At 44.9% G+C, this 23,377-nt stretch carries 22 protein-coding genes and 1 other RNA gene; 12 read left to right on the top strand and 11 right to left on the bottom strand.

Translation table 11 applies throughout. From position 1 onward, the window contains the following. Positions 1 to 219: 219 nt before the first annotated feature. Together ABJF92_RS14185 and ABJF92_RS14190 are read right to left on the bottom strand one after the other, a co-directional pair. A complete protein-coding gene (locus ABJF92_RS14185; protein ID WP_446816440.1) occupies positions 220 to 549 on the bottom strand; it encodes a DUF3392 family protein in 330 nt (109 codons plus the stop codon). A 30-nt stretch (positions 550 to 579) separates the two neighbouring features. Next, positions 580 to 1,155 (bottom strand): uridine kinase, encoded by a 576-nt coding sequence (locus ABJF92_RS14190; RefSeq protein ID WP_446816441.1) that lies wholly within the window; start codon positions 1,153 to 1,155, stop codon positions 580 to 582. Between the two features lie 255 nt (positions 1,156 to 1,410). On the opposite strand from ABJF92_RS14190, the gene ABJF92_RS14195 reads away from it, so the two are divergent. Next, on the top strand, positions 1,411 to 2,022 hold the full coding sequence (locus ABJF92_RS14195; protein WP_446816442.1) for a uridine kinase family protein: 612 nt from the start codon (positions 1,411 to 1,413) through the stop codon (positions 2,020 to 2,022). A gap of 46 nt (positions 2,023 to 2,068) precedes the next feature. Here the strand turns inward: ABJF92_RS14195 and dnaJ are convergent, their stop codons facing one another. The 3 genes from dnaJ to grpE form a co-directional block, all read right to left on the bottom strand. Then, entirely contained in the window at positions 2,069 to 3,193 is a 1,125-nt protein-coding gene (gene dnaJ, locus ABJF92_RS14200; protein ID WP_446816443.1) for a molecular chaperone DnaJ, read from the bottom strand. A 153-nt stretch (positions 3,194 to 3,346) separates the two neighbouring features. Continuing rightward, positions 3,347 to 5,257, bottom strand: coding sequence for a molecular chaperone DnaK (gene dnaK / locus ABJF92_RS14205; protein WP_446816444.1), 1,911 nt, complete (start codon positions 5,255 to 5,257; stop codon positions 3,347 to 3,349). Positions 5,258 to 5,357: 100 nt separating this feature from the next. Then, positions 5,358 to 5,936: a nucleotide exchange factor GrpE gene (gene grpE / locus ABJF92_RS14210; RefSeq protein ID WP_446816445.1), complete on the bottom strand. Its 579-nt coding sequence runs from the start codon at positions 5,934 to 5,936 to the stop codon at positions 5,358 to 5,360. Between the two features lie 183 nt (positions 5,937 to 6,119). Between grpE and recN the strand changes: the two genes are divergently transcribed. Beyond that, positions 6,120 to 7,790: a DNA repair protein RecN gene (gene recN, locus ABJF92_RS14215; RefSeq protein WP_446816446.1), complete on the top strand. Its 1,671-nt coding sequence runs from the start codon at positions 6,120 to 6,122 to the stop codon at positions 7,788 to 7,790. Positions 7,791 to 7,872: 82 nt separating this feature from the next. On the opposite strand, the gene fur is transcribed toward recN, so the two are convergent. Next, entirely contained in the window at positions 7,873 to 8,283 is a 411-nt protein-coding gene (fur, locus tag ABJF92_RS14220) for a ferric iron uptake transcriptional regulator (RefSeq protein WP_445975633.1), read from the bottom strand. Between the two features lie 69 nt (positions 8,284 to 8,352). On the opposite strand from fur, the gene ABJF92_RS14225 reads away from it, so the two are divergent. Further along, positions 8,353 to 8,670, top strand: coding sequence for an outer membrane protein assembly factor BamE (locus tag ABJF92_RS14225; RefSeq protein ID WP_446816447.1), 318 nt, complete (start codon positions 8,353 to 8,355; stop codon positions 8,668 to 8,670). Here ABJF92_RS14225 and ABJF92_RS14230 read toward each other — a convergent pair. The 3 genes from ABJF92_RS14230 to ABJF92_RS14240 are packed head-to-tail and all read right to left on the bottom strand — an operon-like array spanning position 8,667 to position 10,744. Further along, the gene (locus tag ABJF92_RS14230; protein ID WP_446816448.1) at positions 8,667 to 8,951 is read right to left on the bottom strand and encodes an RnfH family protein; all 285 of its coding nucleotides are present in this window, start codon (positions 8,949 to 8,951) and stop codon (positions 8,667 to 8,669) included. The genes ABJF92_RS14225 and ABJF92_RS14230 overlap by 4 nt on opposite strands. 1 nt (position 8,952) lies before the next feature. Then, the gene (locus ABJF92_RS14235; RefSeq protein ID WP_446816449.1) at positions 8,953 to 9,384 is read right to left on the bottom strand and encodes a type II toxin-antitoxin system RatA family toxin; all 432 of its coding nucleotides are present in this window, start codon (positions 9,382 to 9,384) and stop codon (positions 8,953 to 8,955) included. Between the two features lies 1 nt (position 9,385). Further along, entirely contained in the window at positions 9,386 to 10,744 is a 1,359-nt protein-coding gene (locus ABJF92_RS14240; RefSeq protein WP_446816450.1) for a sodium-dependent transporter, read from the bottom strand. Positions 10,745 to 10,924: 180 nt separating this feature from the next. Between ABJF92_RS14240 and smpB the strand changes: the two genes are divergently transcribed. From smpB to ABJF92_RS14285, 9 genes are all read left to right on the top strand, one after another. Next, on the top strand, positions 10,925 to 11,404 hold the full coding sequence (gene smpB, locus ABJF92_RS14245) for an SsrA-binding protein SmpB (RefSeq protein ID WP_446816451.1): 480 nt from the start codon (positions 10,925 to 10,927) through the stop codon (positions 11,402 to 11,404). 64 nt (positions 11,405 to 11,468) lie between these two features. Then, positions 11,469 to 11,830, top strand: a transfer-messenger RNA (tmRNA) gene (gene ssrA / locus ABJF92_RS14250). A gap of 265 nt (positions 11,831 to 12,095) precedes the next feature. Beyond that, a complete protein-coding gene (locus ABJF92_RS14255) occupies positions 12,096 to 12,704 on the top strand; it encodes a Yip1 family protein (RefSeq protein ID WP_446816452.1) in 609 nt (202 codons plus the stop codon). Between the two features lie 265 nt (positions 12,705 to 12,969). Next, complete coding sequence (locus ABJF92_RS14260) at positions 12,970 to 15,768, top strand: monovalent cation/H+ antiporter subunit A (RefSeq protein WP_446816453.1); 2,799 nt, start codon at positions 12,970 to 12,972, stop codon at positions 15,766 to 15,768. 2 nt (positions 15,769 to 15,770) lie between these two features. After that, positions 15,771 to 16,136 carry a Na+/H+ antiporter subunit C gene (locus ABJF92_RS14265; protein WP_445975641.1) on the top strand — a complete coding sequence of 122 codons (366 nt, stop codon included), beginning with the start codon at positions 15,771 to 15,773 and terminating at the stop codon, positions 16,134 to 16,136. Continuing rightward, positions 16,137 to 17,648 carry a monovalent cation/H+ antiporter subunit D gene (locus ABJF92_RS14270; protein WP_446816454.1) on the top strand — a complete coding sequence of 504 codons (1,512 nt, stop codon included), beginning with the start codon at positions 16,137 to 16,139 and terminating at the stop codon, positions 17,646 to 17,648. Continuing rightward, positions 17,645 to 18,130: a Na+/H+ antiporter subunit E gene (locus tag ABJF92_RS14275; protein WP_446816455.1), complete on the top strand. Its 486-nt coding sequence runs from the start codon at positions 17,645 to 17,647 to the stop codon at positions 18,128 to 18,130. The genes ABJF92_RS14270 and ABJF92_RS14275 overlap by 4 nt, the downstream gene beginning before the upstream one ends. Continuing rightward, complete coding sequence (locus ABJF92_RS14280; protein ID WP_445975644.1) at positions 18,124 to 18,393, top strand: K+/H+ antiporter subunit F; 270 nt, start codon at positions 18,124 to 18,126, stop codon at positions 18,391 to 18,393. The genes ABJF92_RS14275 and ABJF92_RS14280 overlap by 7 nt, the downstream gene beginning before the upstream one ends. Before the next feature lie 8 nt (positions 18,394 to 18,401). Further along, positions 18,402 to 18,791: a Na+/H+ antiporter subunit G gene (locus ABJF92_RS14285; protein ID WP_446816456.1), complete on the top strand. Its 390-nt coding sequence runs from the start codon at positions 18,402 to 18,404 to the stop codon at positions 18,789 to 18,791. On the opposite strand, the gene amt is transcribed toward ABJF92_RS14285, so the two are convergent. Then, positions 18,781 to 21,828 carry an ammonium transporter gene (gene amt, locus ABJF92_RS14290; protein WP_446816457.1) on the bottom strand — a complete coding sequence of 1,016 codons (3,048 nt, stop codon included), beginning with the start codon at positions 21,826 to 21,828 and terminating at the stop codon, positions 18,781 to 18,783. The two genes, ABJF92_RS14285 and amt, sit on opposite strands and share 11 nt — an antisense overlap. Before the next feature lie 225 nt (positions 21,829 to 22,053). Next, on the bottom strand, positions 22,054 to 23,316 hold the full coding sequence (gene nhaD / locus ABJF92_RS14295) for a sodium:proton antiporter NhaD (protein ID WP_446816458.1): 1,263 nt from the start codon (positions 23,314 to 23,316) through the stop codon (positions 22,054 to 22,056). Between the last annotated feature and the right edge of the window lie 61 nt (positions 23,317 to 23,377).

Below are 23,377 nucleotides of genomic sequence, written 5' to 3' on the forward strand. Positions count from 1 at the left end.
TCTACCGCCAGCATTTGACAAAAACAAATTGTAATAAGGCAACAAAAAAACCTTATTAATCCGTAATTTAGAGGTTATTTTATATTAATAACGAAATACTCTGACACGTTTAGAAACTTTACTACATTCGTAAGAGTAGCAAGCCTATAAGAAAGGATTTGGTTGCTCAATTTCGTAATTTGGCAACAAAAAATGTGAGGAACTTTCATGAAATATTTTTTATAAATAACGTTTTCTTTCTGCCAAGACACCTAACAGACAAAAGCTGGCGAAAATGGCTAACGGACGATAGACCAGATCCACCTTCATGATCGCCCAGTAAATAACCGGCTGCCCCCACAGGGTAAGTAACCCGTAGCCGAAGGTACACATCAAGATGAACGCCATAATGCGAGCAATGAAAACCCAAGAAGACACCTGTCGCTTCACAAAACCATTTACTTTATCTCCATAAATCACCAAACAGGTCGCCATCAAGGCCAAGGAAATATCGTCAAGATAGGGTTGTAGGAAATACGTTAGGCGTAAGTTCAGGTCGAGCAGCAACATAGCAGTCGTCGTTTAGTAAAAGGAAGGATATTAACGGGATTTTCTTGATAAAGCGTGAACGTCGATAGAACCAGAATGGGATTCAATTTTTGGCCGTTCGTCTACATAGCTCACTGACACGTCGAAAGTCGTGTTGTGTAATTCAATATAGTTGCCTTCGTCAAATAACCACTTGGCTCGCCCATAGCCATCCGTAACGTAACCAACATCTGGTTCACCATATTTTTTAACTAATAACGAACCAAGTAAACGACGCTTCTCATTATCTTCTACTATGCCAGCCATAATGGCTTGACGGAAGTAATCTGACTGATTGAAATACACGGATAATATCTTGATACCCAAAATACCCTCGGTACCCAAGGTATAGCTCACTACATTGTTTTTATAAGAAGGGAAGGATTGTAGACCCATGGCAGATAGCTGGGCTTCAAGTTGCTCTTTACTTAAGTCATTAATGCGTAGACCAAATAATTCAGCACTATTCGAAACACTCTTTTCATTGGCTTCATCAGCAGATAATTCGCCGCTTTGCGCCCATGTCGCTGCTGCAAAGAACAAGCTATAAAGATAGATAAAGCACAGAGTCAATCGCTGAACGTGCATTGCATGCCTCACAATAGTAACAACCAAAAAGCTGATAAACAGACCAAAATTCACACTCGCCATAAGCATAGCAAAGTTAAATAACTTCCATAAGGTGCGTTAACGCAATGATACAATCCTTTTTAATATTCCCATTATCAGCCATAAAAACCGCTTTCAATAACTGGTTGGCACTCTGTGATATCTGCTAATATTGCGCCATCAGCCTTTCCGTTAAGGAAAGGTACTTTCTCACTCTATTTTTTGAGGTAAAACATGGCGCTTATTATTGGCGTTACTGGCGTATCAGGCAGTGGCAAAAGCCGACTTTGCTCCCTTCTTGCAGAAGGTCAAGATGATAAAATAACCCTTCTATGTCAGGACGACTTTTATAATGGCTGCGGTAGTATCGACCCAGACGTATACAACTTTGATGATCTAAGTTCATTAGACATAGAAAGTTTGACCCTCGCCATTCACAATTGTAAGAACCGTCAACAACCTAATGAAATTCCGGTTTATGACCACTCTCAACACAAACGTGTCGGTTACCGTAACCTTGATCCTACCCATGTAGTGCTGGTGGAAGGTCACATGATGTTCCAAGACGCTGGAGTCCGTGATGCCGTAGACTATTTGTTGTATGTGGACACGGACATGGACATTGCAGTCGTACGCCGTTTGAAACGCGATATTGCAGAACGTGGTCGCAATGTAAATGAAGTAACCAGTCGCTACATGCGCCATGTGCGCCAAGCCGCATTGAAAACCATTGACATTCGTAGCAAAGCAGACTTTATCATTCCGAATAATAAAAGCTTCACCAATGCCGCGAATCTATTAAGAAATCACATCGATTTCTTGCTCAAAGAAAAAGGCGCCAAATAGGCGCCTTTTTCTTATATCGGGACTCGTCACATAATGACGTGAGCCGTTATTTTTTGATGTCGTCAAAAAAACGTTTTACGCCATCAAACCAGCTTTTTTGCTTAGGGGAATGGTTTGTACCTTCCCCCATGCTACCGGCTAACTCTTCAAACAATTCTTTCTGACGAGCGGTCAGGTTGACTGGAGTTTCCACTACAACCTTACAGATCAAGTCACCCACTGGGCCACCACGTACCGGCTTAACACCTTTATTACGCAGGCGGAACAATTTACCTGTCTGACACTCAGCCGTGACTTTTAAACGTACTCGACCATCTAGGGTTGGTACATCAATTTCGCCACCTAGGGCAGCGGTTGTGAAGCTAATTGGTACTTCACAGTACAAGTTAGCACCATCACGTTCGAAGATGTTGTGCTCTTTTACCGAGACTTGCACGAATAAGTCACCGGAAGGACCACCATGTGGTCCAGCTTCGCCTTCACCTGATAGACGAATACGATCACCTGTATCCACGCCCGCAGGAATTTTCACAGACAAGGTTTTGTATTCTTGCTTACGGCCTTGGCCATGACAGTCATTACATGGATCACTGATAACCTGACCTTGACCATGACACTGTGGACACGTTTGCTGTACCGAAAAGAAGCCCTGTGAAACACGAACTTGCCCTTGACCCTGACAGGTTGGACAAGTGACTGGTTTAGTGCCCTTTTTCGCACCAGAACCATCACATGTTTTACAGTTTACCGCTGTTGGTATGCGAATTTTTTCATCACAACCCCATACCGCTTGCTCTAGGTCTAGCTCTAAGGTGTAACGTAGATCGGAACCACGACGAGTACGGCTTTGCTGACCGCCACCACCGCCAAAGATATCCCCAAATACATCACCAAAGATGTCACTAAAGCCGCCTGCTCCCGCGCCACCGCCATAGCCACCTTGACCGTTTACGCCTTCATGACCGAAACGGTCATAAGCTTCACGCTTTTCTTCAGAAGACAAAATTTCGTAGGCTTCCGCCAACTCTTTAAACTTCTCAAGGGCTTCTGCGTTGTCTGGGTTTTTATCAGGGTGGTATTTGTTGGCTAACGAGCGATACGCTTTCTTGATTGCTTTTTTATCCGCGTCTTTGGCAACGCCAAGAACCTCGTAATAGTCTCTTTTGCTCATCGCAGGTATTCCTGAATCATTAGTCTGGGTCGTAAAAAATGTTAGCTTTACAATGTCTTGTTACAGAGATTGTAAATAGCAAAACACGGTCCTAAAACCGTGTTCGCTATAACTGGCCCTATTAAAAGGGCGACAAGAATAAGCGTTTAAGGCTTATTTTTTCTCGTCTTTTACTTCTTCAAATTCAGCGTCTACCGCATCATCTTGTGGCTTAGCTTCACCTTCTGGTGCCTGCTCAGCCGCTTCAGCTTCTGCGTACATCTTCTGAGCCAAAGTACCAGATGCTTGAGTCAACGCATTGGTTTTCTCTTCGATCTTCTCTTTGTCATTAGACGTTAGCGCTTCTTCTAATTCCGTGATTGCTGTTTCAATCGCTGTTTTCTCTTCTTCTGTCGCTTTATCGCCAGCGTCAGTCAAAGTTTTGCGAGTTGCGTGGATCATGCCGTCAGCCGTGTTGCGAACCTGTACAAGCTCTTCGAACTTGCGGTCTTCTTCCGCATTCGCTTCAGCGTCCTGAACCATTTTCTCTACTTCTTCATCGCTCAAACCAGAAGAGGCTTTGATGACGATAGACTGCTCTTTACCTGTCGCTTTATCTTTCGCAGAAACGCTCAAAATACCGTTCGCATCAATGTCGAAGCTTACTTCGATTTGTGGCACACCACGTGGTGCTGGTGGGATATCTGCCAAGTCGAAACGACCTAGAGATTTGTTTTGTGCCGCTTGCTTACGCTCACCCTGCAATGCGTGGATTGTTACCGCATTCTGGTTGTCTTCTGCTGTTGAGAAAGTTTGTGATTTCTTCGTTGGGATCGTAGTATTTTTCTCGATCAACGCTGTCATCACGCCACCCATAGTCTCGATACCTAGAGACAGAGGTGTAACGTCCAGAAGAAGAACGTCTTTTACGTCACCTGCTAGTACCGCACCCTGGATAGAAGCACCAATGGCTACCGCTTCATCTGGGTTTACGTCTTTACGTGGCTCTTTACCGAAGAACTCAGTAACTTTTTCTTGTACAAGTGGCATACGAGTCTGACCACCAACCAAGATAACTTCATCGATTTCAGAAGCTGATAGTTCTGCATCTTTAAGCGCTTGACGGCAAGGCTCTAGAGACTTAACAACCAACTCTTCAACCAAAGACTCCAACTTAGAACGTGTCAATTTCACGTTCAAGTGCTTAGGACCTGTCGCATCGGCTGTGATGTAAGGCAAGTTAACTTCTGTTTGTGAAGATGAAGACAACTCAACCTTCGCTTTCTCACCTGCTTCTTTAAGACGCTGAAGAGCTAATGGGTCACTGTGTAGATCAATACCAGACTGTTTCTTGAATTCGTCTGCTAGGAATTCGATAACGCGCATGTCGAAATCTTCACCACCTAGGAACGTATCACCGTTTGTAGACAGTACTTCGAATTGTTTCTCACCATCTACATCAGCGATTTCGATGATAGAGATATCGAATGTACCACCACCAAGGTCATATACAGCAATCGTAGAGTCGCCAGCATTTTTGTCTAGGCCGTAAGCCAAAGCAGCCGCTGTTGGCTCGTTAATAATACGCTTAACTTCTAGACCAGCGATTTTACCCGCATCTTTCGTTGCTTGACGCTGAGAATCGTTAAAGTAAGCAGGAACGGTAATAACTGCTTCTGATACGCTTTCACCTAGGAAATCTTCCGCTGTTTTCTTCATTTTCTTAAGAATTTCAGCGGATACTTGTGGTGGCGCTTTCTTGTCGCCTTTTACTTCTACCCAAGCATCACCGTTTTCAGCACCAATGATTTTGTATGGCACCATAGAGATGTCTTTTTGTACAACATCATCTTTAAAGCGACGGCCGATAAGACGTTTAACCGCGAAGATAGTGTTGTTTGGGTTAGTAACCGCTTGACGCTTAGCAGACTGGCCTACCAATGTTTCGCCATCGTCAGTGTAAGCAACGATGGATGGGGTGGTGCGATCGCCTTCAGCGTTTTCGATTACGCGTGCTTTTTCGCCGTCTAAGACAGCAACACAAGAGTTAGTTGTACCTAAGTCAATACCAATGATTTTACCCATGGTGTGTATCTCCGTTAAATTCGTTTGTTTCGTTGATAATCTGTATTTGGGTACGCTTTTGAGCTTTTCAAGCGACCAGTGTCAAAAAAATGACAGTATTTTATGCTGCGCTTGAAACCACGACCATTGCTGGGCGTAATAAGCGTCCATGAAGCGTATAACCCTTCTGGATAACATCCATAACAGTGTTAGGCTCCATTTCTGGATTCGGCACCATCGTCATCGCCTGATGCAGATCAGGGTTGAAAGGTTCACCGTGTGGATCGACAACCTTCACTTCAAAACGAGCAAGGGTTTCAATCAAATCTTTCAGCGTTAATTCTACACCTTCACGAACAGGGTCTGATTCACCTGTACTCGGAGCAGATGACAAAGCACGCTCAAGATTGTCCGCCACATTTACAACAGATTTGGCAAATTTCTCTAGACCAAATTTATGGGCTTTTTCAACGTCCAGTTCAGCACGACGACGAACGTTCTGTGCGTCTGCTTGAGCTCGAAGAGCCGCTTCTTTGTATTGAGCAGCCTCTTCTATCGCTTTTGCTAGTTCTTCGTTCTCTGGTGCGTCTTCAAAAATTTCAGCCTCTGGCTCTAAAATGCCATCTACTGCTTGCTCTTCTGTTTCGCTATTCAAAACTTGCTCCGCTTCTACCGTGTTTTTTTCTTGCTGATCACTCATTTTTTACTCCAAATAACAGAAAATGTTCACTCTGTCAGGGCTATATGGGGTCTGCTTCTCACCTTTCAACAGCAAAACCGCATTAATTTTAAGGGAATTAAATCTAAAATTGATACTTGCCATTAAATCCAAAAGTACTGTATAAATAACCATATAAATCGTTACTCTTTCTTGGAGCTTACTATGCTAACCAGCATCGCTATATCTAACTTCGCTATTGTGGAATCCTTAGACTTGGAGTTCAAAACTGGCATGACGGTTATTTCTGGAGAAACAGGTGCTGGTAAGTCCATCATGGTCGACGCCTTATCCCTATGCTTAGGTGGGCGAACGGATGCGGGTGTAGTGCGTCACGGGGAAAAACGCGCCGATATTAGCGCCACCTTTGATATCCAAGCTTACCCTCATGTACACGATTGGCTAGAAGAAAGGGAGCTCGACCAAGATCAACACTGCATCCTACGTCGCGTCATCAGTAAAGAGGGCCGCTCAAAGGCTTACATCAATGGCCGCCCATGCACCTTAGGTGATTTAAAAGAAGTGGGTAGCCACCTAGTAGACATACATGGCCAGCACGAACATCAATCTTTATTGAAAAAAAGTGCTCAGCGCCAGCAACTGGACGAATATGGCCAATTGACCGAGTTAAGCAAGCAAGTCGCCCAGCAATATGGCACTTGGAAGCAACTGAAAGAAGAGCTTAGTGCCCAACAAAACCGTTCGAGTGAACAAGAAGCCAAAATACAGCTATTGGCTTATCAATCTCAGGAATTAGAACAGCTCGACCTAAAAGAAGGCGAAATCGAATCGCTAGAAAAAGAACAAGCCTTTCTATCTAACATTGCAGACTCCCAATACAAGGCTTATCAAGCGAGCGGAATATTAGCGGACAACGACGAAGGCAATATTTGCTCCTTGCTCAATCAAGCCCTTCAAAGCGCATCACAAATCACCCCAGCCACCAAAGAGCTGGAAAACGCACTGGAAATGATGAATGCCGCCCTGATTCAAGCCCAAGAAGCGTCTGATAGCTTACATCATTATCAAGACACCTTAGAGCAAGACCCAGCTCGCCTAACCCAAGTTGAAGAACGGTTAAGCCATATTTACGACACGGCCCGCAAACACAAACAATTACCAGAATCATTGCTGATCTTGCGAGAAAGCGTCGATGCTGAACTCGCAGAGCTGCAAGGCAGCGAAGAAAGCATCGACGCTTTAAAAGAAAAAGAAGAGCTAGCCTACGAAACGCTCACAGCTCTCGCCACAAATTTGACCGAGCAACGCATTGCTACAAAAGATAGGCTGACCAAACAAGTGGAGGAACAGTTGCATGGATTAGGCATGCCCCATGCGCGCTTCTACATTCAATGTCAGCCATTGAACCAAGTCAGCGCTAATGGTTTTGAAGAAGTCGAATACCTTATTGCGTCCAACCCTGGGCAGCCAGCTCAAGCCATTCGAAAAGTGGCCTCCGGAGGAGAGTTATCACGTATTAGCCTTGGCATTCAGGTAGTGACCGCCAACACCTCAGTTATTCCAACCCTGGTGTTTGATGAGGTCGATGTGGGCATCAGTGGTGGGGTAGCAGAAGTAGTTGGCCGTATGTTGCGATCTGTAGGCGCTCGTGGACAAGTTTTCTGTGTTACTCACTTGGCACAAGTAGCGGCTCAAGGTAACCAGCATTTACGTGTGAGCAAACAAGTCGTCAATGAAGCCACCTCCTCACAAGTGGAACAACTAAAAGACACCCAGCGCACTCAAGAAATTGCCCGTCTACTCGGTGGTATAGAGCTAACAGAACAAACCCTTGCCCATGCCCGAGAAATGCTGGGTAATGTGCAACTGCAGTAACCCTAGCCAGTCACCACTCGATAAAAACAAAAAAGCGGAGCTCTCGGTAAAGAAACTCCGCTTTTTCGATTTTTTTACACCCTTAGCTTTTCTTAGGGCGCACGTACATAATTAGGCTGTGATCTTCGATCTCGAAGCCATATTCTTCAGCAATTTCGTGCTGGCGTTTTTCAATAACAGGGTCAACAAATTCAATCACTCGGCCACTTTCTAGACAGATCATGTGGTCGTGGTGATCACCTTTAGCCAACTCAAACACAGCAGTACCGGCTTCAAAATGATGACGCATCACCAAGCCTGCGGTTTCAAACTGAGTAAGCACTCGGTAAACTGTTGCCAAACCAACGTCTTCACCTTGATCTAGCAACGTACGATACACATCGTCCGCACTCAAATGATGCTCGCCAGCATTCTCAAGAATTTGTAAAATTTTCACTCGTGGAAGAGTTACCTTGAGTCCGGCTTTCTTTAGTTCTTGATTTTCACTGCTCATGAGTCATTCTCTATTCGATCTTGTTGATATTTACTTTATCATTAGCACACCCGTTTTAGGATATTACCGATGAAAAAATCAATTTTTGTACTATGCGCCGCATTAACACTGAGCGCATGCAGTTTATTTCCACCACCTTACAAGGTCCCTGTAGAGCAAGGCAATCTTATAACAGAGGAGCAGCTATCCCAACTTAAAGTAGGAATGTCTGAATCCCAAGTCACTTACCTACTAGGCAACCCTATGGTAAAAGACTTATTTAAGCCAAACGAATGGCATTACTTATACACCAGCCTTTACCCTACTCCAGAAACCCCCACCAGTGCGGCGGACGATTTGATTCTGACGTTCGATAATGGTGTCTTGGTAACAATCGAAAACGACTAACCTTTGGTCGCTTTCGCCGCTCGGTTGGCTCTAGCTTGTTTAGGGTCAACCAACAGCTCACGATAAATTTCTACTCGCTCACCTTCTTTTAAAGCCTGACTTTCAGGGTTACGAACCGCTTTACCGAAAATACCCAGTTTTGCGTTCTCAACATCCACCTCAGGAAAAAATGCATGAATGTTCGAGCGACGCACAGCCTCTCTTACAGAACAGCCTTCTTCTACATCTAGGGCAATAATTTTTTGCTTATTCAGTAAAGCGTAAGCCACTTCTACGTTCATTCTACTCACCATAAACCACTTTTGCACGTTGGCAGAAAGCCTCGACCATAGAGTTAGCAATCTGACTAAACACCCCACCAAAGGCAAATTTTAACATACCGCTTAATTCAAATTCGATACTTAACGAAATTTTACAACTAATTGGAGACAGTTCTGTGAAAGTCCAAACACCGTGCAGTTTCTTAAACGGACCTTCCAGCAAGGTCATCTCAACCTGTTGATTAGTCGTTAAAAAATTCTTGGTAGTAAAGGACTGACGCATTGGTCCTTTACCTACATCCAACGAAGCAACAATTTCGCTTGGGGACTCAGAGATTAGCTTGGACCCTAAACACCCAGGTAAAAACTCTGGGTAACCTTTCACATCATTCACCAGCTGAAACATCTGTGCACAGCTGTAATTCACATGAGCAAAACGCTCTATACGACTCAAATCAAACTCCTATCCAACCAGCTACAGTGATCAACACCATGACAGGGATACTTATATACTTCAATACGTTATGCCACCACTGGAAATGAGCCACTTGCTGGGTGATTAACTCTTTCTGCAACATATCTCTCGGCAAGGCCCAAGCCACTAATACAGATAATAAAATAGCCACAACAGGAAGCATAATTAGGGTTGTAAATTTATCTAATAGCTCAAATCCATTAAGGCCAAACATCAGCTTACTGTCCCAATCTGCAAACGACATCAACACCGCAATACCTATAAACCAGACCGCGCCACCCAACATAGTGGCGGCTTGCAACCGGCTGATATAATATTTTTCATGCATCCAAGCAACAAATAACTCCAGCATAGAAATCGCAGACGTTAGTGCGGCAATCACTAACAGTAAGAAAAAGATGGCACCTACAAACGGTCCAGCTGGCAAAGCGCCTAAAATAATAGGCAGCGACACAAACGTTAAACTTGGCCCAGCCTCGACATCAATTTGGAAAGCAAACACTAACGGGAAAATCACCAAGCCCGCCAACAGTGCCACTAAGAGATCCACGCCCACCACAATCGCACAAGCCCTAGCAATGGACATGCGCTTACTCATGTAAGCACCATAGGCAAACATTGCCCCCATTCCCACGCTTAAACTAAATAAGGCATGACCCACTGCGGACAATACCACATCGAACGTCAAATCCTCCCAAGACCAGCGGAACAAAAAATCAATGGCTTCACCAGCGTTACCCACCAGCATGGAATAACTGGCTAAAAATAATAAAATGATAATAAGGGCGGGTAGTAAAATACGCACAAGCGTCGATAAACCACGGGTTACCGATTGGCCGACAGTTAAAATAACCAAGAACATAAACAAGGAATGCCAAAACAGCATTTCCCCCGGCGAATTAAGCAGTGCATCAAACATACCTTGAGCACTACCTTGATCCAAGCTAGCAAATTTCCCTGCCACCGCGCGCTCTAAATACGCCATAGACCAGCCAGAAATCACACTGTAAAAAGTCAAAATCAAAAAACCGGTAATCCCTGCCAACCAAGGCACAAGCACCCATCTAGAATGCAAAAGGTTACGTTCGCTTAAGTCATTAACGGTATCAATTGGATTAGAGCGAACTGTTCGCCCTAAAGACACTTCTGCGATCAACACAGGAAGACCGACCGCCAATAAGCATAGGCAGTACACCATCAAAAAAGCACCGCCACCATTTTCACCTAGCACATAGGGAAATTTCCAAATATTCCCCAAACCGACCGCTGAACCTCCGGCCGCAAAAATAAAGATCCAAGGACTTGACCAAATCCCTTGTAAACAACGATTTTCAGGCATAAATTACGGCTCTAAATAAATGAATAATGTGTCGTCAGTGAAACAAAAATACGCAAAGCAAATAACCTAGCTTTGTTCGCCGACACAATTTAATTAATAAGATTGAATTTTCTAACATTCAGCCGCATACCTCAAGAAAAGCATAGGTTTTTGCGTGTATCGACCGTATAATTTGGCACTATGAGTAAAGTAAAGAAGAAATCTAACAGCACAGGCACCATCGCGCTCAACAAACGCGCTAAACATGACTACTTTGTCGACCAAAAATTTGAAGCCGGTTTGGTTTTATCTGGTTGGGAAGTGAAAAGTTTACGCGAAGGCAAAGCACAATTGGTTGACTCCTTTGTCATTATCCACCAAAACGAAGCATGGCTAGTCGGCGCACGTATTACGCCTCTACTAAGTGCTTCGACACACGTGGTCTGCGAACCCTTGCGACAACGCAAATTGTTGCTCAATCGCAAAGAGCTTGATCGGATCATTCAAGTAACGGAACAAAAGGGTAAAACCTGTGCCGCCATGGCGATCTATTGGAAAGGCAACAAGATCAAATGTGAAGTCGCCTTGGTAACAGGTAAAAAAGATCACGATAAACGCGATACCGCCAAAGAGCGTGATTGGGCCCGTGATAAAGAACGATTAATGAAACACAAAGCATAAAGAGTGCATTTGTAGGTTATCGCTAGCGAAAGCAACGTGTTTCCGCTAGAATAGCAACCGCTTTGGGGGCGACATGGTTTCGACGTCGGTTACAAACCCTGAGGTGCATGTCGAGAGTGATGCGTGATCTCGTAAATCCCCCGCATCAATTTTATAGTCGCAAACGACGAAAACTACGCTTTAGCAGCCTAAACCGCTGCTAGTGTGCTGCACTCAGGTTGCTCGTAGCCAGGGACTCTGCAGTATCATAAATTACGAGATGCTAACTGATGCCCCGCCTAGGGATAAGGTTCTAAGATTAAGTAGGCTCGCCATTAACACCCTGTCCTTCGGGCGGTTCGTGGTCAAATAATTGAAGTGACTAAGCATGTAGAGCCGATGGCAGAGGACTGACGGACGGGGGTTCGATCCCCCCCGCCTCCACCAAATTATAAAGGCGAGCAATTTCTTTGTTTTCAAAAACTTAGAGACTGCTCGCTTTTTTATTTCCCCCTCGTGTTACCCCCACACTTTCCCCCACGTAAGTAGCTAAGTACTTTGTGGCGACATTCCCTCATTCAGATTTCAATGAGCCATTTCTCAATTTCTTGCGTATGTATCTATACTGACTAATAGCCACAACAGTTCGGGCGTGGCTGAGTTAGGTTTTTTCCATACTTTTACGCTTCAGTTATGAAGCAAGGGGGAATCTATGATCAATCATGTTTGGGGACTTCTTCATCATCCAGATAGAGAGTGGCGCGAGATCAATAAAGAACACGAGTCAGTCAGCCATTTGTACATGCATCATGTGTTATGGATGGCGGCGATTCCTGTGGTGAGCACCTTCATTGGCACAACCCAGTTTGGCTGGACCTTTGGTGGTGAAGAAGCCATAAAAGTGAGCCTATTTGACGGTGTTGGTTTGGGCATTATGTTTTACGCCCTCATCCTTTTCGCTGTGATTGTGGTTGGCAATATAATCCATTGGATGGCAAGGAGTTACCCACAAAGACCAAGCCGTCAAGAGTGTGTGGTTTTCGCAGGTTATATAGCGACGCCCATGTTTTTAGCTGGGCTTTTTGCAATTTATCCGGTTATTTGGCTGTGTTTATTGGCGGCAATTGTAGGTGTGGTCTACACTGGATATTTACTCTACCGAGGCACTCCAAGCTTCTTAGGGATCAGTCACAAGCAGGGCTTTATTATCTCCAGTACCACACTCACTATTGGGGTGCTGGTTCTTGAAGCATTACTGTTTGCTGTTGTTCTACTATGGCACCTAGGATCTGAAGATAGCATTGTGTGGACGTTTTTCTAGCCTAGGTTAAATCGAAGGTTTAAAGCGACTTTTCTATTACCCCTCTCTTTTCGTCAGCGGTGTTTTCTTCATCGCTGGCGCTTTTTTATGCCTATTTCATTGAATATCCTCGAAAAAAGCTAGGCGTACCTAGTGTGGTTTTGTTAATGTTTAGTCTGTAATCAAACCCCCTAATGTCGATGTTATTAATTTAACTTGTGAGGATGAGAGTACCCGTGTTTCAGACTTCTGAAGAATGCCTATTTACACATGAGGAGTACGCCGTTTGAATGCTTTAATCTGGCTTCCTTTCCTGCCGCTTTTAGGCTCACTAGTCCCGTTATTTGCTGCTCGCTTTAGTCGCACAACTTGTGCATTCATGACGGCCATATTACCTGCTATCACTTTACTACTCGTGCTGAGTCATGCTGGCGAAATTTTTAACGGCTCTCTCTTTCAGGCTTCTATCCCTTGGATCCCGAGCATGGGCCTAGAGCTAGCTTTCCGTTTAGACGGGTTAGCATTGCTCTTCTCTATCTTGATTCTTGGCATCGGCTTATTGGTTATTCTCTATGCCCGCTATTATTTATCGGCGACAGACTCTATAGGGAAATTTTACGCCTACTTGATTCTGTTTATGTTTGCCATGCTGGGCGTGGTGCTTTCGGACAACCTGATACAGATCTGGTTTTTCTGGGAATTAACCAGTATTAGCTCCTTCTTATTGATCAGCTTTTGGGGACACAAAACAGAGGCCCGAAAAGGCGCTCGCATGGCACTAACTGTTACTGGTGCTGGCGGTCTGGCACTACTAGCAGGCTTATTGATTCTTGGCGATACGGTGGGCAGTTACAGTCTGCAAATCGTACTTTACAGTGGCGACCTCATTAAAAGTAGTGCCTCTTACCCTGTGATTGTCGTATTGATTCTATTGGGTGCATTCACGAAATCAGCTCAATTCCCATTCCATTTTTGGCTACCAAACGCCATGGCGGCGCCAACACCGGTGAGCGCTTACTTACACTCTGCCACTATGGTAAAAGCTGGTATCTTCTTAATGGCGCGTTTTTACCCAGCGTTGGCCAACACTGATTTATGGTTCCTAATCGTGAGTTTAACCGGTTTGGCGACCTTCTTGGTTGGGGCGTATATCGCTTTATTCCAACATGACCTCAAAGGTTTGTTGGCTAACTCGACAATCAGCCACTTAGGACTTATCACTCTGTTGCTCGGTATGGGCACAGACCTTGCGGCCGTCGCGGCAATATTCCACATTATTAACCACGCTATTTTTAAAGCCTCGCTCTTTATGGCGGCCGGTATCATTGACCATGAGTCCGGCTCACGGGATATGCGCCAACTCAATGGTTTGTGGAAATATATGCCTTATACTGCCACTCTCGCTATGGTGGCCTCCGCTTCCATGGCAGGTGTACCACTGTTGAACGGTTTTTTATCAAAAGAAATGTTCTTCACCGAAACCCTACACCAAGCATCACTTGGTTCGCTTTCTTGGTTTATCCCTGTGTTAGCAACCCTAGGCGGCGTATTGGCTGTGGCTTACTCCACACGCTTTATTCACGATGTGTTTTTTAACGGTGAGCCAATCAACTTACCTAAAACCCCTCATGAGCCACCGCGTTACATGCGAGTACCGGTTGAGATACTTGTAGCGCTTTGTTTAATTGTCGGTATTTTCCCGAGCATGGTTGTCGGTGACTTACTCTTTGCGGCGGCCAGCGCAACGCTAAATGGCTTGGTGCCTGTTTACAGCTTGGCTATTTGGCATGGCTTCACCTTCCCATTATTAATGAGTGTGATCGCATTGATAGGCGGTTTGTTGGTCTACAAAAACCGTTCGCACCTGTTTAAGTTTCAATCACAATTCCCTGCCAGCGACCCTAAACTGGTATTTGAAGGCATAGTGCAAAGCATAACCGCGAAAGCGAATCGCTTTATCAGCCTGACCGAAAACGGCTCTCTGCAGCGCTATATATTCTTCACTCTGGTTTTGGCTGTGATCATGACGGCCAGTAGTTTGATGAAGCTAAATACCACGGCAGGGCAAAGGGCTGAGATTCCATTGGATGCACTTTCTATTACTTGTGCGGTGCTGTTATGTCTAGCCGCGTTAGCAACGGTAGTGTGTCACCGTAGCCGTATGATGGCACTGATCACCCTTTCTGTTGTGGGCTTAATTGTTTCCTTAGCCTTTGCTAAGTTTTCCGCCCCCGATTTGGCGTTAACGCAATTGTCCGTAGAAGTTGTCACAATTATCCTTTTGATTTTGGCCTTATTCTTCTTACCACAGAAAACGCCGAAAGAGTCTTCTCCCCGCCGCGTCGTTCGTGACTTAGGCTTAGCATCTTTCGCAGGAGGAATTGTCGGAACCATTTGTTATGCATTGATGACCCGCCCTCTCGATACCATCTCTACCTTCTTTACGGCCAACAGTAAAACAGGCGGCGGCGGTACAAACATTGTTAACGTCATCTTGGTAGATTTCCGTGGTTTTGACACCTTGGGAGAAATTACTGTACTGGGTATCGCAGCCTTAGGCATCTATAAATTAATCGCTCGTATGCGTTTGTACATGCCGTCCACCGATGATCACGGTCGCCCATGGTCGAAAGACAAACATCCGATTTTGTTATCGGTGATTTCACAGAGTTTGTTACCACTGGCCTTGTTGGTTTCTGCTTATATTTTCTTGCGCGGTCACAACATGCCTGGAGGTGGCTTTATCGCTGGCCTAATCACTTCCGTTGCGATTATTCAGCAATATGTGGCCCATGGGGTGGAATGGATTAAGACTCGTATCAAACTGGATTACCAAGTCATGATCGGTATGGGTATCGGGATTTCCACTTTGAGCGGTTTAGGTAGCTGGGCCTTTGGACAGCCTTTCCTAAAAACTTGGTTCGACTATTTCTACTTACCAGTGATCGGCAAATTTGAATTGGCTAGCGCCATGATTTTCGATCTCGGGGTGTTTCTCACCGTGGTTGGAGCGACCATGTTAATTTTGGCTAACCTTGGCCAGCTCACCACCAGTGAACGCCTTACTCAACAGGAGCAAGAATAATTATGGAAGGTATGTATGCGTTTTGTGTCGGTCTTTTGACCGCCTGTGGCATCTTTCTTATTTTACGAGGTCGCAGCTTTTCAGTGGTTGTAGGGCTCACACTTTTATCTTACGCCGTTAACTTGTTCCTATTCGCTAGTGGTCGTCTGAAGCTTAATGCTGCTGCGGTACTAGGCGAATCGGAGCAATACAGTGACCCATTACCGCAAGCCTTGGTACTAACCGCCATCGTTATCGGTTTTGCAATGACTGCATTTGCCGTCATCCTTGCGATGCGTGCCCGCGCCGATTTAGGCAGCGACCACGTAGATGGCGCTCTTGCCCCACCTAGTCGCGATGCGGCCCCGAAAAACGGAGGGAGCCGTTAAATGCAACATTTGAGTATTTTTCCGATTCTGATTCCATTATTTTTTGGCGTCATTATGTTACTACCACCAGTTTCTCGTCAGTTAAAAGCCCAGCGTATTTGCTCGGTCATTGCGGGCTTCTGTGTGTTCGTTGCGGCCATTTTATTATTTACCCAAGTATCAAGCCAGGGTGTCATTGTTTACGCTTTAGGGGGCTGGCAGCCACCATTCGGTATTGCTTTAGTCGCTGACCCTCTATCGGTACTAATGGTATCGGTGACGGCATTTTTAGCCTTTGCCGTGATCCTTTACTCTGTCGCCGGACAAGATAAAGGCGGCGCTTATTTCCATCCGCTGCTTATGTTTCAAGTAATGGGCATCAATGGCGCGTTCATGACAGGGGATATTTTCAACCTTTTCGTATTTTTTGAGATCTTACTGATCGCCTCTTACGCGCTACTCATCCACGCTGGCGGTAAGCAAAAAACCCAAGCGGCGATGCACTACGTAATTCTAAACCTCGTCGGCTCTAGCTTGTTCCTGTTTGGTTTAGGAATTCTATACGGCACCTTAGGCACGCTGAACATGGCGGATATGGCTATTAAAGTAGGCAGTTTACAAGGCGAAACAGCCACGCTGGCGAAAACTGGTGCCTTGTTACTGCTGGTTGTGTTTGGCCTCAAAGCTGCGATGCTCCCCATGCATTTCTGGTTACCAAAAACTTACGCCAGTGCGACGGCTCCTGTGGCCGCTTTGTTTGCCATCATGACCAAAGTGGGCATTTACAGTATTTTCCGTGTCTACACTGTCATCTTTGGCGAGCAGGCGGGTGAGCTTGCAAATATTGCGACCCCTTGGCTCTGGCCGATGGCTTTGCTAACCATTGCTATTGGTAGCATTGGTGTTATTGCCAGCCCGAGCATTCGTATTTTGAGCGCCAATTTGGTTATCGTTTCCAGTGGTAGTTTATTGGTGTGTGCTGCGATCAACTCGATTGAGAGTACGGCTGCTGCCCTGTACTACCTTGTGCACAGTACGCTCGCTTCAGCTGGGTTATTCTTATTGGCTGATTTAATTAGCCGACAAAGAGGTAAAGCTGAGGACAGGTTCGTTCACTCCCGCCTTATGAAACAACCTAAACTATTGGGTTTTGGCTTTGCGATCAGTGCTTTAGCGCTTATCGGCATGCCTCCTTTGTCTGGTTTTGTTGGCAAGATCATGATCCTACAAGCCACCCAATCCATTGCAGAAACCCTATGGATTTGGCCATTGCTGCTAATCGGCAGCTTAGTCACCTTGGTGGCTTTTTCCCGAGCAGGTACCACGCTTTTCTGGCGCCATAATGGTAACGAGGTCGATGAAGCTGAAATAGCAAAACCTGCTGAAATTCTAGCGGTTGGCCTATTACTACTGGCTTCTCCTTTGCTCGTGATCTTTGGCGGTAGCATGGCAGAATTCACGCTGCATGCCGCAAACTACCTACATGACATTCAGCGTTCAGCTTATGACTTATTACCAGGAGTGACGCGATGAAGCTTTTGCCCATGCCATTCCATAGCTTATTGTTGTTTAGCGTTTGGCTACTATTGAACAACTCCATAAGTGCGGGTCACATTGTTTTAGCACTGTTTTTTGCACTGAGTATTCCTTGGCTCATTTCAGATATGCACGAAAAACACCCACGCATTAAAAAGCCTTGGTTAGCCGTGCGCTACAGTTTTATGGTGATCAAAGACATCATTACTGCGAACCTTGAAGTGGCGCTGCTTATTATCGGTCCAGTGAAGAAGCTTACCCCTGGCTTTGTCGCTATTCCGATCAATCTAGATTCGGACTTGGGCATCACAGTACTCGCCAGTACCGTATCTTTAACACCGGGTACAGTGAGCGCAGAAGTGTCAGAAGACAAAGCTTGGCTTTATATTCATACATTACATTTAGAGGACGAAGTGGCGCTCATCGATTTAATCAAACAACGTTACGAAGCCCCCATTAAGGAGATTTTTCAATGCTAATCCTGACGATTACCGCGGTAGCAGTCTGCATTTGCATCGCCTTAATTTTAAACCTTTGGCGACTCTTTAAAGGACCAAGTTTGCCAGACCGCATTTTGGCGTTAGACACCATGTACATAAATGCCATTGCCCTTATCTTGCTGTACGGCATGTACATGGGCAGTGCTTTGTACTTTGAAGCAGCGCTCTTAATTGCCATGCTTGGTTTTGTCAGTACAGCAGCTATTTGTAAGTACTTACTTCGCGGCGACATTATAGAATAGGATACGTTATGCCTTTGTTTCTTGAGATTATAATTTGTGTGTTGTTGGTGATCGGTGGCGGCTTTTTATTGCTAGGCTCATTTGGTCTTGCTCGTTTACCAGACATCTATACTCGTTTACACAGCCCAACCAAAGCCTCGACTTTGGGTATTACAGGAGTGCTACTGGCGTCAATGTTGCTACAAAGTCACCTACAGGGCTTTTTGTCCATTAAAGAGTTCTTGATTACTTTGTTTCTTTTGATCACTGCGCCTGTGGCAGCGAACATGCTTGCCAAGACAGCCCTGCACTATCGCATTAAACCTTTGGAAAAGACCCAAAACACGCACCTAATGAAACCAATGCGTAGCCGTAGCCAGCCAGCTAAACCAAGCGATGACAACGCCCCTAAGGCTTAAACTTTAAAAGCTTTGTGGTTTCAAGGCAGTTTAACGGTGGGTAGTAGTGATACCCTTGGAAGATGTGACAGCCAAAGGTTTTTAGTATGTTTGCTTGGGATTCACTTTCTACGCCTTCTGCAATCGTCGTCAGTTCTAAATTATGAGCCAGCTGAGTAATGGTTTCACACAGTTGAGCATCTTCCATGCGGCGATCACATTCGCGTACAAAAGATTTATCAATTTTCAGCACATCAATGGGCAGACGCTTTAAGTAACTCAGGGATGAATAGCCGGTCCCAAAATCGTCTATTGAGATCTTGATGCCCAGATTTTTCAGGGCCGCCATCACTTCGATACAAAGCTCTACGTCTTGCAACAAGACACCTTCGGTAATCTCGATTTCCAGCAACTCTCCCGCGACTTTATGCGTCTTAAGCAGATCGGTCACATAGCCTACCAAGCCATCCGTGACCAAGTGCGTGCTACATAGGTTAATGGCAACTGGAAGACAGTCTTGCCCCTGTTCACACCATGTTTTCAGCTGCAAGATGGCCTGCTTTATCACCCAACGATCAATACAAATGATCTGGCGACTTTCCTCTGCTAATGGAATGAAGTCCTCAGGCATTATCATGCCTTTAGTTGGATGATTCCAACGTATCAGTGCTTCAAAGCCCAGTAGGTTATCCTTTTGTAAATAGACTTTCGGCTGGTAATAAAGCTCGAAGTGGTCATCACTCAAAGCTTGCTTTAAATCTTGCTCAAAATCAAAGCGACTGGCCGCCGCTTTTGCCATGTGGGAATTATAAAACTGAGCATTATCACGACCCTTTTCCTTCGCCCAATACATAGCAATGTCGGCTTCTTGGATGAGCTGCTCAGCTTCCAAGTTATTTTCTTGGCTTATCGCTATACCAATACTAGTTGGAACAGAAACAGTTTTACCCACCAGCAAAAAAGTACCGCGCATGATTTTTAAAATATTCAACGCTTGCTTTTCTAAACTAGCTTTAGATACACCGTCCTTCAACATGACGATAAACTCATCCCCTCCCCAACGAGCAATGACATCGGACGCCTTCGACACTTCCCGTAAGCGCGCAGCCACTTCACATAGCAACTCATCTCCTGCCTTGTGCCCTAAGGTATCGTTAATCACCTTAAATTTATCCAGATCCAGAAACAACACCCCAACAGGAGCATGTTGTTTAGTGGCAGTTTCTAAAGATGACTCTAATCTTTCTAAAAAATAAGTACGGTTAAATAGCCCTGTCAGTGGGTCACTGTAGGCTAGGAACTTAAGCCTCTCTTGTAACTTGCGTTGTCGTGTAACATCACGAATATGTAGTGTAAACTCAGTCTGCTTTTCGGCTACCGCAGTGGATTTTGTTATAGTAATTTCCGCTGGGAACGGATGGTTAGGGGAGCGCTGTAATGGGTAGGTATTGCGACGATTCAAGATCAAACCTGACGAAGACATAAAGCCTGCGGCTAAACTATTGGAGATGCTTTCTCGATCCGCTTCGGCAATAAATAATTCAATAAAATACTCGCCCTTCACCTGCTTTTTTAAACAACCAAAGGTGCGTTCAGCCGCTGGGTTGAACTCTATAATACGCCCAAATTGGTCAATACTGACGATGCAATCCATAGACGAATTCAAAATAGCCGACTTACGCATCTCACTTTCTTGGAAGCTTGTGAGCGCATTATCTCGATGGGTGATCTCGCTGTTCACTCGCTCGATCACTTGGTTATACTTTCGAGCGATTTGACCAACTTCTGTAAAAGGCTCCTCCGGCACAGGGGATGAAAAGTCGGCGTTATTCTGTTGGTATTGCATGGAATTTAACAGGTCTAACATTTCCGTAGTGGCTCTGTGTTCGGACACATTAAGCCCTTGCTCCTCTTGCAGCTTACTCACTCTAAGAGGAATAATGCAGCTCAACAAGCGGATACCGACGTAAGCCACACCAAAACAATACACACCTATGACAGCAATACCTAACCCTTGCACGCCTAGCTGTTGCCAGAAACTTAGGCCTGTGGTGATTTTATCGGCCGGTCCAAATAACGCGACACATAGAGTCCCCCAAATACCTGCAAACAAGTGAGCTGGGACAACCTCTAAAGCATCATCAAGGCGCGCTCTTTCCATTAGGTGAGCACCGTAATAGCCGATCAAACCGGCGATAGCACCGATGATCACAGAAGCTCCAGGCGTCACCAAATGACAACAGGCCGTAATCGCGACCAAGCCAGCAATAACACCGTTAAGCACAGTGCTGACCTCGATATATCTATCTTTGTAATAGTTAAGTGCAGCAGCACAAATCCCTCCCCAAGCGGCCGCAGTAAATGTATTGAGTATAATTAAGGGCACATCGGCAGTGAGCGCTAGGGTACTGCCGCCATTAAAACCTATCCAACCAAACCAGATTAGCAAGACGCCTAATGCGGATAAGGGTAAGTTATTGCCCGGTGGTAAACGTATGCCTTGCTCAAAACGACCAAGTCGCGGCCCAACAATCATGATAGCGGCCAGTGCGACCCAGCCTCCCACTGAATGCACAACAGTAGAGCCGGCAAAGTCGATAAAGCCCATCGATTCTAGCCAGCCTTGTGGACCATTGCCGCTAAAAGCACCGCCCCAAGCCCAATGACCAACTACAGGGTAAATTATCGCGCTAAGTAACACTGTAATGGCCAAATAGCCAATAAAACTCATCCGCTCAGCCACTGCGCCAGAGGTAAGTGTGGCGGCTGTACCACAAAACATCATTTGAAAAATAAAGAAACTGATTTGAAAAGGCGTATGGGATTCATCGAAGAAAAATTCACTGGTGCCAAACCAGCCAGAGACACTTTGACCAAACATAATGCCAAAGCCAAACAACCAAAAAATTGCCGTTGATACCACAAAATCTGAAATATTTTTGGCAGCGACGTTAATGCTGTTTTTACTACGAATACGGCCACTTTCTAAACATAAAAAGCCTGCTTGCATAATAAATACCAGCGCTGAAGCGCTTATTATCCAATACCAGTTCGCCATAGATTCCCTCTTAATCCCGCACCGAATCAGGCCTGTTGTATGGAAACGCACTAATTATGCTCAATCCTATGGGCAACAATTCGCTACAGACCTACTTTTACACTTATCGAAAATATCTTGAAATATCTGCATTCAATAGTTACGCCAACTATCGAAAAGCTCTTAAGCTATTATTTAGCTTAAGATTTCTAGGCCTATCTAAGGCTAAAGAGCCCTCTAAAAAAACTAATTGAGCATGATTTGAGATAGGTACATCACCATTAAGTAGCCCACACTGTAGACAAAGAGCAGTACTAGACTATAACGAGCATAAGAAGCAAAAGTTAAGCCTTGCACTTTACTCATGGCAACAATACCTGCAGCAGAGCCAATGACCAATAAGGAGCCGCCTACCCCAACTGCATAGGTTAAACCTAACCATTCAGCTGGAGACATCACAATGCCGGCTTTCAACAAAGCGGCGGTTAAAGGCACGTTATCAATTGCAGAAGACAATACTCCCATAATGAAATTGGCAATATAAGGCGGCAGTACTTGGTACATCTGCACCAGAGAGTCCAATACGCTGATCTCTTTTAACATGCCAACCAGTAGTAAAATACCCAGGAAAAACAACAAAGTTTCAAACTCTATATTTCGAATATACTCCAGTATTGGATCTTCTTCTATATCCTCATTAAAGAAACGTGCCACCAAAAACATGATGGACATTCCCATCAAGAAGGTGAGTACCGGTGGAATCGCGAACAATACATTACCCACAATCGTCAGCAAAATCGTTAATAAGAAGATAATGCCGATGGCGACATCTACACCTCGCACCTCTGCTCTTTGGTTATTGATCTCAACACTATTTCCCATGCCGCGACACAACAACGTAGCGAGCAAAATCACTGTAATAAAGGCCGGCAACGACAGCATAAGCAAGTCGATAATGCCCACTTTACCGGCCAGAAAGATCATCAATGTGGTGACATCTCCTGTGATCAGAGCGACCCCACCTGAATTCACGGCAAACACCACTAGTGTGGCAAACCGTATGGTTTTTTTAGTGTCTAAGCGCAGGGATAAAATGAGCGTAACAGAGACGAGGGTTGCGGTAATGTTGTCGGCCAGAGATGAAAAGACAAAACAAAAAATCGCCGTTAGGAAAAGCAGTCGGCGCTCAGTGATTTTTTGTGGCAGCAGTAAATAAATAACATTTTCAATTAAACCCTTTTTATTCAAATAGGCCACAAAAGTCATAGCAGAGACTAAGAAGAGCCAGAGACTGGCGATTTCAGCAATATTCTCAGCAAAGCCTAGTGTCACTAAGTCAGAATGTTCTGCACTGCCTTGGCTGTGATAAATAAAGAGAATTACCCAAGATAAAGTCCCTAAAAATAAGGTCACCTTGGCTTTATTAACATGAATAATATCTTCCAGAATAACCCCAAGCAGGGCAAGAACAGCAAGAGCGATCAATGTAAATTGCAAAATAGCTGGCATTATAAGCCTCGTATCTGTGAATTATTATTAGAATAAAGGTTAACTAGTTTACAAAGCTTGA

The sequence above is a fragment of the Marinomonas sp. genome (genome assembly GCF_039940335.1).
In the GTDB taxonomy this organism is placed as follows: Bacteria; Pseudomonadota; Gammaproteobacteria; order Pseudomonadales; family Marinomonadaceae; genus Marinomonas.